The organism is Amycolatopsis sp. WQ 127309 (genome assembly GCF_023023025.1).
In the GTDB taxonomy this organism is placed as follows: Bacteria; Actinomycetota; Actinomycetes; order Mycobacteriales; family Pseudonocardiaceae; genus Amycolatopsis.
Map to the genome: position 1 here is coordinate 5,978,655 of NZ_CP095481.1, position 16,063 is coordinate 5,994,717.

Below are 16,063 nucleotides of genomic sequence, written 5' to 3' on the forward strand. Positions count from 1 at the left end.
GGGAAAGACCAAGGGAACCGCGCGCACCGAACGAAGCCGGGGGACGCAGACACGGCGACAAGTGAGGTGTGCGGCGATGGCCGATGAGGCGACGCTCCGTGACTATCTGAAGTGGGTCACCGCCGACCTGCACCAGACCCGGCAGAAACTGCGCAGCCTCGAGGACCGGACGCAGGAACCGATCGCCGTCGTCGCCATGAGCTGCCGGTACCCCGGCGGCGTGCGGACCCCGGAGCAGCTCTGGGAGCTGGTCTCGGAGGGACGCGACGTCATCGGCCCGTTCCCCGAGGACCGCGGCTGGGACACCGACGCCGTCTTCGACCCGGACCCCGACCACAGCGGCACCACCTACGCCAACGAAGGCGGCTTCCTCGCCGAAGCCGGCCGGTTCGACGCCGCGTTCTTCGGCATCTCGCCGCGTGAAGCGCTCGCCATGGACCCGCAGCAGCGGCTGCTGCTCGAGACGTCGTGGGAGGCTTTCGAACGCGCCGGGATCGTCCCCGCTTCGCTGAAGGGCACCCAGTGCGGGGTCTTCGTCGGCACCACCAGCCACGACTACGCGACGCTTCTCGCCGACGCGCCTGAAGGCGTCGAAGGGCACGTAGCGACGGGAAGCGCGGCGAGCGTCTTCTCCGGCCGGGTCGCCTACAGCTTCGGGCTCGAAGGCCCCGCCGTCACCGTCGACACCGCGTGCTCGTCGAGCCTGGTTTCGCTGCACCTCGCCGCGCAGGCGCTGCGCCGCGACGAGTGCTCGCTCGCGCTGGCCGGCGGCGTCACCGTGATGTCGACGCCGGGCGCGTTCATCGAGTTCAGCCGCCAGCGCGGGCTCGCGCCGGACGGCCGCTGCAAGGCGTTCGACGCCGCCGCCGACGGCACCGGCTGGGCCGAGGGCGTCGGCATGCTGCTGCTGGCCCGGCTGTCCGACGCGCGTCGCCTCGGGTACCCCGTGCTCGCGGTGGTGCGCGGCACGGCGATCAACTCCGACGGCGCGTCCAACGGCCTCACCGCCCCCAACGGCCCGGCCCAGCAGAAGGTCATCCTGCAGGCGCTGGCCAACGCGCGGCTGTCGGCCGGGCAGGTCGACGCGGTCGAGGCGCACGGCACCGGCACCTCGCTCGGCGACCCGATCGAGGCCCAGGCGCTGCTCGCCACCTACGGCCAGGACCGCCCGGACGGACGCCCGCTGCTGCTCGGCTCGATGAAGACCAACATCGGGCACTCGCAGGCCGCGGCCGGCGTCGGCGGCATCATCAAGATGGTCCAGGCCATCCGGCACGGCGTCCTGCCGAAGACGCTGCACGTCACCGAGCCCACCCCGCACGTCGACTGGGCGGCCGGCGCGGTCGAGCTGCTCACCGAGGCGCGGACCTGGCCGGAGACCGGCGAACCGCGCCGCGCGGCCGTCTCGTCGTTCGGCATGAGCGGCACCAACGCGCACGCCATCATCGAGCAGGCGCCCGAGCCGGAAACCCCCGAAGAGCACCGGGCTCCCGTCGGCGGCACCCTGCCGCTGCTGCTGTCCGGCCGCACCGAGGCCGCGCTCACCCGGCAGGCCGAGGTCCTGCGCGACCACCTCACCGCGCACCCCGAGCTGTCCCTTGTGGACGTCGCCCGCACGATCGCCACCACGCGGGCGGCCTTCGAACACCGCGCTGTCGTGGAAGCTTCCGACCGGGACGCGCTGCTGTCCGCTTTGGACGATCTGTCGACGGCCACGCGCGCCGCGGTCACCGGCTCCGGCCGGACCGCCTTCGTCTTCCCCGGCGCGGGCGCGCAGTGGGAAGGCATGGCCCGCGAGCTGATGACGGCGTCGCCCGTCTTCGCCGCCCGGATGCGCGAATGCGCGGCCGCGCTGGCCCCGCTCGTCGACTGGTCGCTGCTCGACGTCGTCGCCGGCGCCGAGGGCGCACCGTCCGAAGTGGACCGCGTGGACGTGCAGCAGGTGGTGCTGTGGGCCGTGATGGTCTCGCTCGCCGAGGTCTGGCGCGCGCACGGCGTGACCGCCGACGCGTTCGTCGGGCACTCCCAGGGCGAGATCGCCGCCGCGGTCGCCGCGGGCGCACTGTCCATCGAGGACGGTGCCCTGGTCATCGTGACGCGCAGCCGCCTGGTGCTCGGGGTGTCCGGCCGCGGCGGCATGGTCTCCGTGGCGCTGCCGCAGGCCGACGTCGAGGCCCTGATCACCGGCGGCCCGCTGTCCATCGGTGCGGTCAACGGTCCGGCCAGCACGGTCGTCTCCGGTGACGACGGTGCGCTCGACGCCCTGCTCGCCCGGTGCGAACGCGACGGTGTGCGCGCCAAGCGCGTCGCCGTCGACTACGCCGCGCACTCGGCACAGCTGGAAGAACTGCGCGAAGAGTTCGAACGCGCCGTCGCGCCGGTCCGTCCGCGCGCGACCGACGTGCCGTTCTACTCGACCGTCACCGGCGAGCGGATCGACACCACGACCCTCGACGTCCGCTACTGGTTCCGCAACCTGCGCGAGACCGTGCGGTTCGACGGCACCGTCCGCGTCATGCTCGCCGAAGAGATCGGCGCGTTCGTCGAGGTCGCGCCCCACGCGGTGCTCACCGTGGGGCTGCAGGAGATCTTCGAGGACGAAGGCGTCGAAGCGGTCGCCCTGCGGACCCTGCGCCGCGGTGAAGGCGGCCTCGCGCGGTTCCACCTGTCGCTGGCCGAAGCGCTGGCCGGCGGGGTCGTGCCCGACTGGGCCGTGCTGTACGGCACCGGCGAGCGCGCCGACCTGCCGACCTACGCCTTCGAGCCCAGCCGGTTCTGGCCGGACGTCTCCGCGATCCGCACCGGCGACCTCGGCTCGGCCGGGCTCGGCGCGGCCGCGCACCCGCTGCTCGGCGCCACCGTCGCGCTGGCCGACGGCGACGGCTTCCTGTTCACCGGCCGGCTCTCCGCACACGCCCAGCCGTGGCTGGCCGACCACGCCGTCGGCGGCACGATCCTGTTCCCTGGCACCGCTTTTGTCGAGCTGGCCGTGCGGGCGGGGGACCAGGCCGGCTGCGACCGGCTGGCCGAGCTGACCCTTGAGGCGCCCCTGGTGCTGCCCGCGCGCGGCGGCGTCACGCTGCAGGTGACGGTCGGCGCCGGCGACCCGCGGACCATCGAGTTCTACTCCCGGCCCGCCGACGCCGCCTTCGACGAGCCGTGGACGCGGCACGCCACCGGTACGCTCACGACGTCCGGCACCGCGGCGCCCGTCGACACCGTGACCTGGCCGCCGGAAGGCGCGCAGGTGGTCCCGGTCGACGGCCTCTACGACGCCTTCGCCGCCGCCGGTTTCCAGTACGGGCCCGCTTTCCGCGGCCTGCACGCGGCTTGGCGATCCGGCGACGACTTCTACCTCGACGTCCGCCTCCCCGACGCGGTCAAGCCGACGGCCGGCCGGTTCGGCCTGCACCCGGCCCTGCTCGATGCCGCGCTGCACGGTGTCGGCCTGACCGGGTCCGCGCGTGGGCTGCTGCCGTTCTCCTGGACCGGCGTGACCCTGTTCGCGGCCGGGGCCGACGCGATCCGCGTCAAGCTGAGCCCGGCCGGGCCGGACACGATCTCGCTCGACGTCGCCGACCCGAGCGGCCGGCCGGTCGCCGCGGTCGAGTCGCTGGTCCTGCGTCCGGTCGACGCCGCGGCCATCGGCGACGCCGGCCGCGTCCGGGACGCGCTGTACCGGGTGGACTGGCCGGAGCTGCCGCTGTCCGTTGTGGACGGTTCGGCCACCTGGGCGCAGCTCGGCACGCCGCTGGGCGGCTCGGTCGCCTCCTGGGCCGATCTCGCCGCGCTCGCCGCGTCGAGCGACGGCGGTGCACCGGACTTCGTCGTGGTCGCGCCGGGCGGGGGAGACAGCCTCACGGCCGCCGCGCACCGGGCCGCCCAGGACACCCTCGACCTGGTCCAGACCTGGCTCGCGGAGCCGAAGTTCGACCGCTCCCGCCTGGTCTTCGTGACCCGCGGCGCGCTCGGCCCGGACGGCGGTGGCGACCCCGCCGCGGCGACCGTCTGGGGGCTGCTGCGCGTGGCGCGTGCGGAACACCCGGGCCGCTTCGCCGTCGCCGACCTCGACGCCGTCGCGCCGGACAACCTGCTCGACCTGCTGCCGGCCGCGCTCGCCGCCGACGAGGCCGAGCTGGCCGTGCGGGACGGCGTCGCGTATGTCCCGCGTTTGGCGCGGCACACGGTGTCCGATGTGGACGAGACGGTGTTCGGTCCGGACGGGACGGTCCTGATCACCGGCGGCACCGGCACTCTCGGCGGGCTCGTGGCTCGCCACCTCGTCGCCGAGCGCGGCGTCCGGAAGCTGCTGCTCGTCGGACGCCGTGGCCTCGCCGCCGACGGCGCCGCTTCGCTGGCCGAGGAGCTGACCGCGCTGGGCGCCGACGTCGAGGTCGCGGCGTGCGACGTCGCCGACCGCGACGCCCTCGAAGCGCTCCTGGCGCGGACCGAAGACCTTACCGCCGTCGTGCACACCGCGGGCGTGCTCGACGACGGGACTGTGGAGTCCCTGACCCCCGAACGCCTGGCCGCCGTGCTGCGCCCGAAGGTCGACGCCGCCGCGAACCTCCACGAGCTGACCGCCGGCCTGCCGCTGCGCGCGTTCGTGCTGTTCTCCGGCGCCGCCGGCATCTTCGGCGGTCCGGGCCAGGCGAACTACGCCGCCGCCAACGTCTTCCTCGACGCGCTCGCCGCGCACCGGCGCGCCGCGGGGCTGCCCGCGACGTCGCTGGCCTGGGGTTTGTGGGCCCAGGCGTCCGGCATGACCGGCCACCTCGACGACGGCGACCTCGGCCGGATGAGCCGCGGCGGCATCGAGCCGCTGCCCACCGAGGACGCCCTCGCCCTGTTCGACCTGGCGACTGGCAGCGGCGACGCCCTGCTCGTGCCGGTCCGGCTGGCCGCCTCGACGGCGAAGCCCGGCACGGTGCCGGCGCTGCTGCGCGGGCTCGTCCGCGCTCCGGCCCGCCGCACCACGGCCGGAGCCGCCGAAGACGAATCCCTGCTGCGCGAACGCTTGAGCGGCCTAGGCGAGGCCGAGGTCGAGCAGTCGCTGCTCGACCTGGTCCGGACCACCGCGGCCGCCGCGCTGGGCCACGCGTCCGCCGAAGCCGTGCGCGACGGCAAGCCGTTCAAGGACCTCGGTTTCGACTCGCTGACCGCGGTCGACCTCCGCAACCGCCTCAACCTCGCGACTGGCCTGCGGCTGCCCGCGACCCTCGTCTTCGACCACCCGACGCCGATCGCGCTGGCCCGGCACGTGCGCGGGGAACTGTTCGGCACCGGCGAGATCGTGCCCGTCCGGCGCGTCAAGTCCACTGTGGACGACACGGACGACCGGATCGCGATCGTCGCGATGAGCTGCCGCTACCCCGGCGGCGTCCGGACGCCCGAAGACCTGTGGCAGCTGGTCTCTTCGGGCACCGACGCCATCGGCGCGCTGCCCGCCGACCGCGGCTGGGACCCCGAGCTGCTCTACGGTCAGGACCCGGACGGCGACGGCACCCGCTTCGCTCGCGAGGGCGGTTTCCTTTACGAAGCCGCCGATTTCGACCCGGAGTTCTTCGGCATCAGCCCGCGCGAGGCGATGGCGATGGACCCGCAGCAGCGGCTCCTGCTGACCACGACGTGGGAGGCCTTCGAGCGCGCCGGGATCGACCCGGCGGCCGCGCGCGGCTCCCGGACCGGCGTGTTCGCCGGCGTGATGTACCACGACTACGGCTCCCGGCTCTACGCTTCGGACGGTCTCGACGAGTACAGCGCCCACCTCGGCAACGGCGGCGCGGGCAGCATCACGTCCGGCCGCATCGCCTACACCTTCGGCCTCGAAGGCCCGGCCGTCACCATCGACACGGCCTGTTCGTCGTCACTGGTCGCGCTGCACCTGGCCGCGCAGGCGCTGCGCACCGGCGAATGCACGATGGCGCTGGCCGGCGGCGTGTCCGTGATGAACACCCCGACGATCTTCATGGAGTTCTTGCGCCAGCGCGGCCTCGCCGAGAACGCGCGGTGCAAGTCGTTCGCCGACGGCGCCGACGGCACGGGCTGGGGCGAAGGCGTCGGCATGCTGTTGCTGGAACGGCTTTCCGACGCGCGCCGCAACGGGCACCCGGTCCTCGCGGTGGTCCGCGGCAGCGCGGTCAACCAGGACGGCGCGTCCAACGGCATGACCGCGCCGAACGGCCCGGCCCAGCAGCGGGTGATCCGCCAGGCGGTCGCCGCGGCCGGACTCGAACTGTCCGATGTGGACGCCGTCGAGGCGCACGGCACGGGCACGTCCCTCGGCGACCCGATCGAAGCGCAGGCCCTGCTGGCCACCTACGGCCGCGACCGCGCCGGGGAACCCCTGTGGCTGGGCTCGATCAAGTCCAACTTCGGTCACACCCAGGCCGCGGCCGGTGTCGCCGGGATCATCAAGATGGTCATGGCGATGCGGCACGGCACGCTGCCGAAGACGCTGCACGCCGAGCGGCCGTCCACCCGGATCGACTGGGCGGACGGCGCGGTCGAGGTGCTGCGCGACACACGCGACTGGCCCGCGACGGGACGTCCGCGCCGCGCCGGCGTGTCGTCGTTCGGCATCAGCGGCACCAACGCGCACGCCGTGCTGGAACAGGGTGACCCGGCTCCCGAACTGCCCGTCCCCGCCGACGGCCCGGTCACGTGGGTCCTTTCCGGACGGACTTCGGACGCGCTGCGGGCGCAGGCGTCCCGGCTACTGGAACACGCCGCCGCCGGGCACCCGCACGACATCGGCCACGCGCTGGCCACCGCGCGCTCGGCGTTCGACGTCCGCGCCGCGGTCGTCGGCGAGAACACCGACGAACTCGTCCGCGGCCTGACCGCCCTCGCCGGCGGATCGGCGGCCGCGAACGTCGTCCGCGGTGCGGCGACCGGCGTCGCGCCCGCGTTCCTGTGCACCGGCCAGGGCAGCCAGCGCCCGGGCATGGGCCGCGACCTCTACGACGTCCACCCCGAGTTCGCCGCCGCGCTGGACGCGGTGTGCGCGGAGTTCGACGCGTACCTGGACCGGCCGCTGCGGATGGTCATGTTCGCCGAAGCCGGGTCGGCCGACGCCGACCTGCTCGGCCGTACCGCCTACACCCAGCCGGCGCTGTTCGCGCTGGAAGTCGCGCTGTACCGGCTCTTCGAGCACTGGGGCGTGCGGCCGAGCCACCTGCTGGGCCACTCCGTCGGCGAAATCGCCGCGGCGCACATGGCCGAGGTGCTGTCGCTGGCCGACGCGGTCAAGCTGGTCGCCGCACGCGGCCGCCTGATGGACGCCCTGCCGCCGGGTGGCGCGATGGCGGCACTACAGGCGACCGAGGCGGAGGTCTCGGTATATCTGTCAGACGGTATGACCATCGCCGCGATCAATGGCCCAGCCTCGACGGTCATCTCAGGCGACGAGGACGCCGTCCTCGCGGTCGCCGCGCACTTCGCCGAGCTGGGCCGCAAGACCAAGCGCCTGGTCGTGAGCCACGCGTTCCACTCGCCGCTGATGGATCCGATGCTGGATGAGTTCCGGGGTGTAGCGGAGTCTCTGTCTTACGGTAAGACGGTTATACCGATTGTCTCGAACGTCACCGGTGAGCTGGTCACGGAGTTCGACGCCGAGTACTGGGTGCGGCATGTGCGTGAGGCCGTCCGTTTCGCCGACGGCATGCGGACGCTGGAAGCCCGCGGGGTCACGACGTTCATCGAGCTGGGCCCGGACGCCGTGCTCGCCGCGATGGGCCCGGAGTGCCTGGAAGGCGCGGGCACCGCCGCCGCTCCCGGCACTGCCACCGGCAGCTTCGCCGCCGCGCTGCGCGAAGGCCGTCCCGCCGCCCGCACGGTGCTGACCGCGCTCGCCGCCGCTCACACTGGCGGCGCCCGGGTCGACTGGACCGCCGTCTTCGGCCCCGCCGCCCGCGTCGACCTGCCCACCTACGCCTTCCAGGAGCAGCGCTACTGGCTCGACGTCCCGACGGTCTCCGCGACCGGCCCGGCAGACGAAGGCGAGGCACAGTTCTGGGACGCCGTCGAACGCGAGGACGTCGAAGCACTCGCCGGCACGCTCACCCTGCCCGAGGGCGAGGTCGGCCCGGTCGTCTCCGCGCTGTCGGCGTGGCGCCGATCCCGCACCGAACTGTCCATTTCGGACACTTGGCGGTACCGCATCACCTGGCAGCCACTGCCCGCCGCCGCGAACCGGGTCGGCGGCACCTGGCTGCTGGTCGCCCCGGACGGCGAGGAGGACACCCTCGCCGCGGTCGTCGACACCCTGACCGAAGCCGGCGCCGAGACACGGATCCTGCGCGTCCCGATCACGGCCGACCGTGCGACCTTCGCGGAACCGCTGCGCGAGGTGCTCGCCGAAGGTCCGGTCTCCGGCATCCTGTCGCTGCTGGCCACAGCGGACCCCGGCGCGAACACCGGAGTCCCGGACAGCGTCGCGGCGACCGCGGCCCTGGCCCAGGCCCTCGGCGACGTGGCGGGGGAGGCCGCGTTGTGGCTGGTCACCCGGGGTGCGGTGGCCGTCGGCCGGGCGGACCGGCCGGCGGGGGACCGGCGGGCCTTCGCCGCACAGGCCGCGGTGGCCGGGCTCGGCCGCGCGGTCGCGCTCGAACACCCCGACCGGATCGCCGGGAGCGTCGACCTCCCGCGCGACCTCGACCCCCGCGCCCTGCTGCGGCTGCCCGGCGTGCTGGCCGGGCTCGGCGCCGAAGACCAGATCGCGGTCCGCGCCAACGGCCTCTTCGCCCGCCGCCTCACCCGCGCCACCGGCCGCGACGGCGTCTGGACGCCGCGCGGGACCGTCCTGGTCACCGGCGGCACCGGCGCGCTGGGCGCTGAGGTCGTCCGCTGGCTCGCCGCGAACGGCGCAACCAAGCTGGTGCTCACCAGCCGCCGCGGCCCGGACGCTCCGGGCGCCGCGGAGCTGCGTGCCGAACTGTCCAACCTGGACGTCGAGGTCGTCGCCTGCGACATCGCTGACCGCGACGCCCTTGCCGCGCTGCTGGCCGAGCACCCGGTGAACGCCGTCGTGCACGCGGCCGGGGTCGCCCAGGCCCAGGCCTTCGAGGAGATGTCGCCGGCCGACCTGGCCGACGTCGTCACCGCGAAGGTCGCCGGGGCCACCCACCTCGACGAACTGCTCGGCGAACTCGACGCGTTCGTGCTGTTCTCCTCCATCGCCGGCACCTGGGGTGGCGCCGGCCAGTCGGCCTACGCCGCCGGTAACTCCTTCCTCGACGCGCTGGCCCAGGCCCGCCACGCCGCCGGATTGCCGGCGACGTCGGTCGCGTGGGGCCCGTGGGCCGAGGCCGGGATGGCGACCGGTGACGCCGCCGAGCACCTGCGCCGCCGTGGCGTGGCGCCGATGGCGCCGCGTTTCGCGGTCACCGCGCTGGCCCGGGCGGTGGCGGAAGACGACCCGGTCGTCACGGTCGCCGACGTCGACTGGGCGCGCTTCGCACCCGGCTTCACCGCAGCGCGGCCGAGCCCGCTGCTCGGCGAGCTGCCCGAGGTCCGCGCGGCACTGGACAGCCGGCCCGCCGCCGAGCCCGAGGAGCTTTCGGCGCTGCAGCGTCGCCTCGCTGGGGCGTCTGCTTCGGAGCGTTCGGCCGTCCTGCTGGAGCTGGTGCGCCACCAGGTCGCCGGGGTGCTCGGGTACGCCGGGACCGACGCGGTCGAGCCCGGCCGGGCCTTCCGCGAGCTCGGCTTCGACTCGGTGATGGCCGTCGAGCTGCGTGACCTGGTCGAGTCCGCGACCGGCCTGCGGCTGCCGGCGACGCTGGTGTTCGACCACCCGAACCCGCTCGCGCTGGCCGACCTGCTGGCCGCGGAGCTGTTCGAAGAATCCACTGTGGACGACGTTGTTGAGGCCGCTGTGGACGGCACCGAGCCGATCGCGATCGTCGCGATGAGCTGCCGGTTCCCCGGTGGCGTTCGCACTCCCGAACAGTTCTGGGACCTGCTGCGCGCCGGCGGCGACGCCGTCTCGGACTTCCCCGCCGACCGCGGCTGGGACACCGACGCGCTCTACGACCCCGACCCGGACAACCACGGCACGAGCTACTCGCGCTCCGGCGGGTTCCTCGACGGTGCCGAGGAGTTCGACGCGGCGTTCTTCGGGGTCAGCCCGCGTGAGGCCCTCGCCATGGACCCGCAGCAGCGGTTGCTGCTGGAGACGTCGTGGGAGGTGTTCGAGCGGGCGGGCGTCGACCCGCGCACGGTGCGGGGCAGCCGGACCGGCGTGTTCACCGGCACCAACGGCCAGGACTACGTCAACCTGCTGATGGCCTCGGTCGAGGCGATGGAGGGCCACGTCGCCACCGGCAACGCGGCGAGCGTCGTGTCCGGGCGGCTGGCCTACACCTTCGGACTCGAGGGCCCGGCGGTCACCGTCGACACCGCGTGCTCGTCGTCGCTGGTCGCGGTGCACCTCGCCGCCCAGGCCCTGCGGTCCGGCGAGTGCTCGCTGGCGCTGGCCGGCGGCGCGACGGTGATGGCTACCCCGGCGGCGTTCATCGAGTTCTCCCGCCAGCGCGGCCTCGCCGCCGACGGCCGCTGCAAGGCGTTCGCCGACGCGGCCGACGGCACCGGCTGGGGCGAGGGCGCCGGCATGGTGCTGCTGGAAAGGCTTTCCGACGCTCAGCGCCACGGGCACCCGGTGCTCGCGGTGCTGCGCGGTTCCGCCGTCAACTCCGACGGCGCGTCCAACGGCCTGACCGCCCCGAACGGCCCCTCGCAGCAACGCGTGATCCGCCAGGCGCTCGCGGCCGCTGGACTGTCCACATCGGACGTCGACGTCGTCGAGGCGCACGGCACCGGCACCCAGCTGGGCGACCCGATCGAGGCGCAAGCGCTGCTCGCGACCTACGGCCGTGACCGCGAACGTCCCCTGTGGCTCGGTTCGGTGAAGTCCAACATCGGGCACACCCAGGCCGCGGCCGGGGTGGCCGGGCTGATCAAGATGGTGCTCGCGGTCGAGCACGGCGTGCTGCCGCAGACCCTGCACGTGGACGCGCCGTCGTCCCACGTGGACTGGTCGGCGGGGTCGGTAGCGCTGGTCACCGAGCCGACACCGTGGCCGGAGACGGGCGCGCCCCGCCGGTTCGGCCTCTCGTCGTTCGGCATGAGCGGCACCAACGCCCACGCGGTCTTCGAGCAGGCGCCGCCGGTCGAAGCGGTGGCCGCTCCGGAAACCGAACTTTCGACGGCCCCGTTCGTGCTGTCGGCCCGCAACGCCGACGCCCTGCGCGACCAGGCCCAGCGCCTCCGCGCCCAGCTCGACGACCAGCCGGACCTCAGCCTGGCCGGCCTCGGCGCCGCACTGGCGGGCACCCGCGCCGTCCACGAACACCGCGCGGTCGTGCTCGCCGATGACCGCACCGCCCTGCTCGACGGTCTCGGCGCACTGGCCCGCGGCGAGTCGGCCGCCGGCCTGATCGAGGGGACGGCCCCGGCGACCGGCCGGACCGCGTTCCTCTTCACCGGCCAGGGCAGCCAGCACGCCGGCATGGGCCGCGAGCTGTACGAGACGCACCCGGTCTTCGCCTCGGCACTGGACGCGGTGTGCGCGGAGTTCGACACCCACCTGGACCGTCCACTGCAGACGGTCATGTTCGGCGAACCGGGGCTGCTCGACCAGACCGCGTACACCCAGCCCGCGCTGTTCGCGCTGCAGGTGGCGCTGTTCCGGCAGCTGGAGCACTTCGGCGTCCGGCCCGACTTCCTGGCCGGGCACTCGATCGGCGAGCTGGCGGCGGCGCACGTCGCCGGTGTCCTCTCGCTGGCCGACGCGGTGACGCTGGTCGCCGCGCGCGGCCGTCTCATGCAGGCTCTGCCGTCCGGTGGTGCGATGCTGGCGATCCAGGCGACCGAGAACGAGGTTTCGGTATATCTGTCTGACCGTGTGACCATCGCCGCGCTGAACGGCCCGGACTCGACGGTCATCTCCGGCGACGAGGCTGCGGTAAAAGCCGTGGCGGAGCACTTCGCGGATCGTAAGACCAAGCGGCTGACCGTGAGCCACGCGTTCCACTCACCTCTGATGGATCCGATGCTGGCGGAGTTCCGCGGTGTAGCTGAGTCTCTGTCATACGGTCAGTCGGTTATACCGATTGTCTCGACCGTCACCGGCGAGCCGGTGCTGGAGTTCGACGCCGGCTACTGGGTCCGGCACGCCCGCGAAGCCGTCCGGTTCCTCGACGGCGTCCGCACGCTGGAGGCCGCCGGCGTCACCCGCTTCCTCGAACTGGGCCCGGACGGCGTCCTGTCCGCGATGGGCCAGGACTGCGTCACCGCCGACGCCGTCTTCGCACCCACCCAGCGCGCCGGCCGGCCCGAGGAGGCCGCGCTGCTCGCCGGGCTGGCGACGGCGTTCGTCCACGGCACCCCGGTCGGCTGGTCCGCGGCCTTCCCCGCCGCGGTCCCGCGGGTCGCCCTGCCGACCTACGCCTTCCAGCGCCGGCGCCACTGGCCGACGCTGCGGCCGACCGTCGCCGGCGATCCGTCGGCCCTGGGCGTCGCCGCGGCCGGGCACCCGCTGCTCGGCGCGGCCGTCGCGACCGCCGGCGACGACGGGTTCCTGCTCACCGGCCGGCTGTCCATCCGGACCCACCCGTGGCTTGCCGAGCACCGGGTGCGCGGCGCGATCCTGGTGCCCGGCACCGCGTTCGTCGAACTGGCCGTGCGGGCCGGAGACGAGGCCGGCCACGACCGCGTCGAAGACCTGACCCTGCACGCCCCGCTGGTGCTGCCCGAGGACGGGGCGGTCGACGTCCAGGTCCGCGTGGGCGAGGCCGACGAGCGGGGGCTCCGCCCGCTGACCGTCCACGCCCGCGTGGCCGGCGGCGGCGAATGGACCCTGCACGCCGAAGGTGCGCTCGGGACGTCAAAGGCCGCGCCGTCCGAAGGGCTGGCCGTGTGGCCGCCCACCGGCGCCGAGCCCATCGACGTCAGCGGTCTGTATGACGGGATGACCGAGGCCGGGTTCGGCTACGGCCCGAGCTTCCGCGGCCTGTCCGCCGCCTGGCGGACGGCCACCGAGATCTACGCCGAGGTCGCGCTGCCGGCCGGCACCGCGGAGTTCGGCCTGCACCCGGGGCTGCTCGACTCGGCCCTGCACGCGCTCGCCCTGGGCACCGGCGACCAGCTCGCCCAGCCCGGCGAGCGCCCGGCCCGGCTGCCGTTCGCGTGGACCGGCGTCACGTTGCACGCCGCCGGCGCCGCGAAACTGCGCGTCCGGCTGACCCCGTCCGGCGACGACGCCGTGGTACTGCTGGTCGCGGACGCGTCCGGGGCGCCGGTCGCCACCGTCGAATCCTTGGTGCTCCGCCCGGTTTCGGCCGTGGCCGACCCCGGCCCCGCGGCACCCGAGTCGCTGTACCGGCTCGCCTGGACGCCGTTCCCGAAGCCGGACGCGGTCGCCGTCGCGGTCCCGCTCAGCGAGATCGCCGACGAAGTGCCCGAGCTGGTCGTGGCCGACGCAACGAGCGTCACCGAGGTCCTGGAGCTGGTCCAGAGCTGGATTTCCGAAGAACGCTTCGCCGACTCGAAGCTGGTGCTGCGCACCCGCGGCGCGGTGCACACAGACGCGGACCCGGCCGTGGCCGCGATCTGGGGTCTGGTCCGGTCCGCGCAGGCCGAACACCCGGGCCGGTTCGTCCTCGTCGACGCCCCCGACGGCGAGCTGCTCGACGCGGCCCTGGCCACCGGTGAACCGCAGATCGCGGTCCGGGGCGGGGACCTGTTCGTCCCGCGGGTCACGCGGGGTGGCGGCGCGCTGCAGCCGCCGTCCGGTGACCGCGCCTGGCGGCTCGACACGCGGGCCAAGGGCACCCTGGACAACCTTGTCCTGGTGCCCAGTCCGGAGGCCGTCGCACCGCTCGCCGGCCACGAGGTCCGGGTGGGCGTCCGCGCCGCCGGGCTCAACTTCCGCGACGTGCTGAACGCGCTGGGCATGTACCCCGGGGAGGCCGGGCTGCTCGGCATCGAGGGCGCCGGCGTCGTGCTGGAGGTCGGGGCCGACGTCACCCGGCTGGCTCCGGGCGACCGCGTGATGGGCCTGCTCGCCGGCGGGTTCGGCCCGGTCTCGGTGTCCGACAACCGTTACCTGGTCCCGATTCCCGACGGCTGGACCTTCGAACAGGCCGCGTCCGCGCCGATCGTGTTCCTGACCGCGTACTACGCGCTGGTTCAGCTCGGCGCGCTCCAAGCGGGCGAGCGCGTGCTCATCCACTCCGCCGCGGGCGGCGTCGGCATGGCCGCCGTCCAGCTCGCCCGGCACCTCGGCGCCGAGGTCTTCGGCACCGCGAGCCCCGGCAAGTGGGACGTCCTGCGCGGCATGGGCCTGGACGACGCGCACCTCGCCAGCTCCCGCACGCTCGAGTTCGAGCAGGCGTTCGGCGGCGGGATGCACGTCGTGCTCGACGCGCTGGCCGGCGAGTTCGTCGACGCGTCGCTGCGCAGCACCGCGCCCGGCGGGCGGTTCCTGGAGATGGGCAAGACCGACGTCCGCGACCCGGCGCAGGTGGCCGCCGCGCACGACGTCCGTTACCAGGCGTTCGACCTGATCGACGCCGGCCCGGACCGGATCGCCGAGCTGTTCGTGGACGTCCTCGCGCTGTTCGCGAGCGGCGCGCTCGAGCCGTTGCCACTGTCCACATGGGACGTCCGGCACGCGCCGGAGGCGTTCCGCTACCTCAGCCAGGCCAGGCACGTCGGCAAGGTCGTGCTGCGGGTGCCGCGCCCGCTCGACCCGGCGGGCACCGCACTGATCACCGGCGGCACCGGCGCGCTCGGCCGGCTGGTGGCCCGGCACCTGGTCACCACGTACGGCGTCAAGCACCTGCTGTTGCTCAGCCGGCGCGGTGGCGCCGACGACCTCGTCGAGGAACTGGCCGGGCTGGGCGCCGAAGTCACCGTCGCGGCGTGCGACGTCACCGACGGTGCGGCGCTGGGCGCGGTGCTCGGCACCATTCCCGCCGAGCACCCGCTCACCGCTGTGGTGCACACCGCCGGTGTCCTCGACGACGGCACCGTCGAAGCACTCACCCCCGAGCGGCTCGACACCGTGTGGGCGCCGAAAGCCCTTGCGGCGCAACGGCTGCACGAGCTGACCGTAGACACCGACCTGGCCGCGTTCGTGCTGTTCTCCTCGGTCGCGGGGACGTTCGGCAACGCCGGGCAGGCCAACTACGCGGCGGCCAACGTGTTCCTGGACGCCCTCGCCCAGCGGCGCGTGGCGGCCGGGCTGCCTGCTACGTCGCTGGCCTGGGGTCCCTGGGCGGGCGGCGGCATGCTCGGCAGCCTCACCGAGGCCGACGTGCGCCGGATGACCCGCGGCGGGATCCCGCCGCTGACCGCCGCCGAAGGCCTGGCCCTGTTCGACGCGGGCCTGGCCTCGGCCGAACCGGCGTTGCTGCCGGTGCGGCTGGACCTGGCCGCGTTGCGGGCCCGCGCCGCCGGCGGTGGCGTGCCCACTGTCCTCAACGGACTGATCCGGCACCGCATCCGCCGGGCCGCGGAAAACTCCGCCGGCGGCGGGATCGCGGTGAAGACGCGGCTGGCGGCGATGTCCGAAGTGGAGCGTGAGCAGCTGCTGACCGAGACGGTCTGCGCCGAGGTCGCCGCGGTGCTCGGCCACCTCTCGGCGGCCGAGGTCGACCCGGCCCGGCCGTTCAAGGAGCTCGGGTTCGACTCGCTGACCTCGGTCGAGCTGCGCAACCGGCTCAACGCCGGGACCGGCCTGCGGCTGCCCGCGACGCTGGTGTTCGACCAGCCGACGCCCCTCGAACTGGCCCGGTACTTGCGCGAGGCGCTGCTGGACGAGCCCGTCGCCACGGCCCGCCCGGCCGTGCTCGGCGAACTGGACCGGCTCGAAGCGCTGCTGCTGGCGCCCGGCCACGACGAGGCCGAGCAGCCCCGGATCACGTTGCGGCTGCAGAGCTTGCTTTCGAAGTGGAGCGACGCGCACCGGAGCGCCGACACGGCCGACGCCGAGCTCGAGTCGGCCACCGGCGACGACATCTTCGAGCTGCTCGACAAAGAACTGGGCATGTCGTGAACCCCC

At 74.3% G+C, this 16,063-nt stretch carries 1 protein-coding gene; it reads left to right on the forward strand.

From position 1 onward, the window contains the following. Positions 1-76: 76 nt before the first annotated feature. On the forward strand, positions 77-16,057 hold the full coding sequence (locus MUY22_RS27910; RefSeq protein WP_247049343.1) for a type I polyketide synthase: 15,981 nt from the start codon (positions 77-79) through the stop codon (positions 16,055-16,057). Positions 16,058-16,063: the final 6 nt, after the last annotated feature.

Excerpts from the sequence above, each read along its gene's own strand:
- MUY22_RS27910 (WP_247049343.1), top strand. The coding sequence starts at position 77 with ATGGCCGATGAGGCGACGCTCCGTGACTATCTGAAGTGGGTCACCGCC.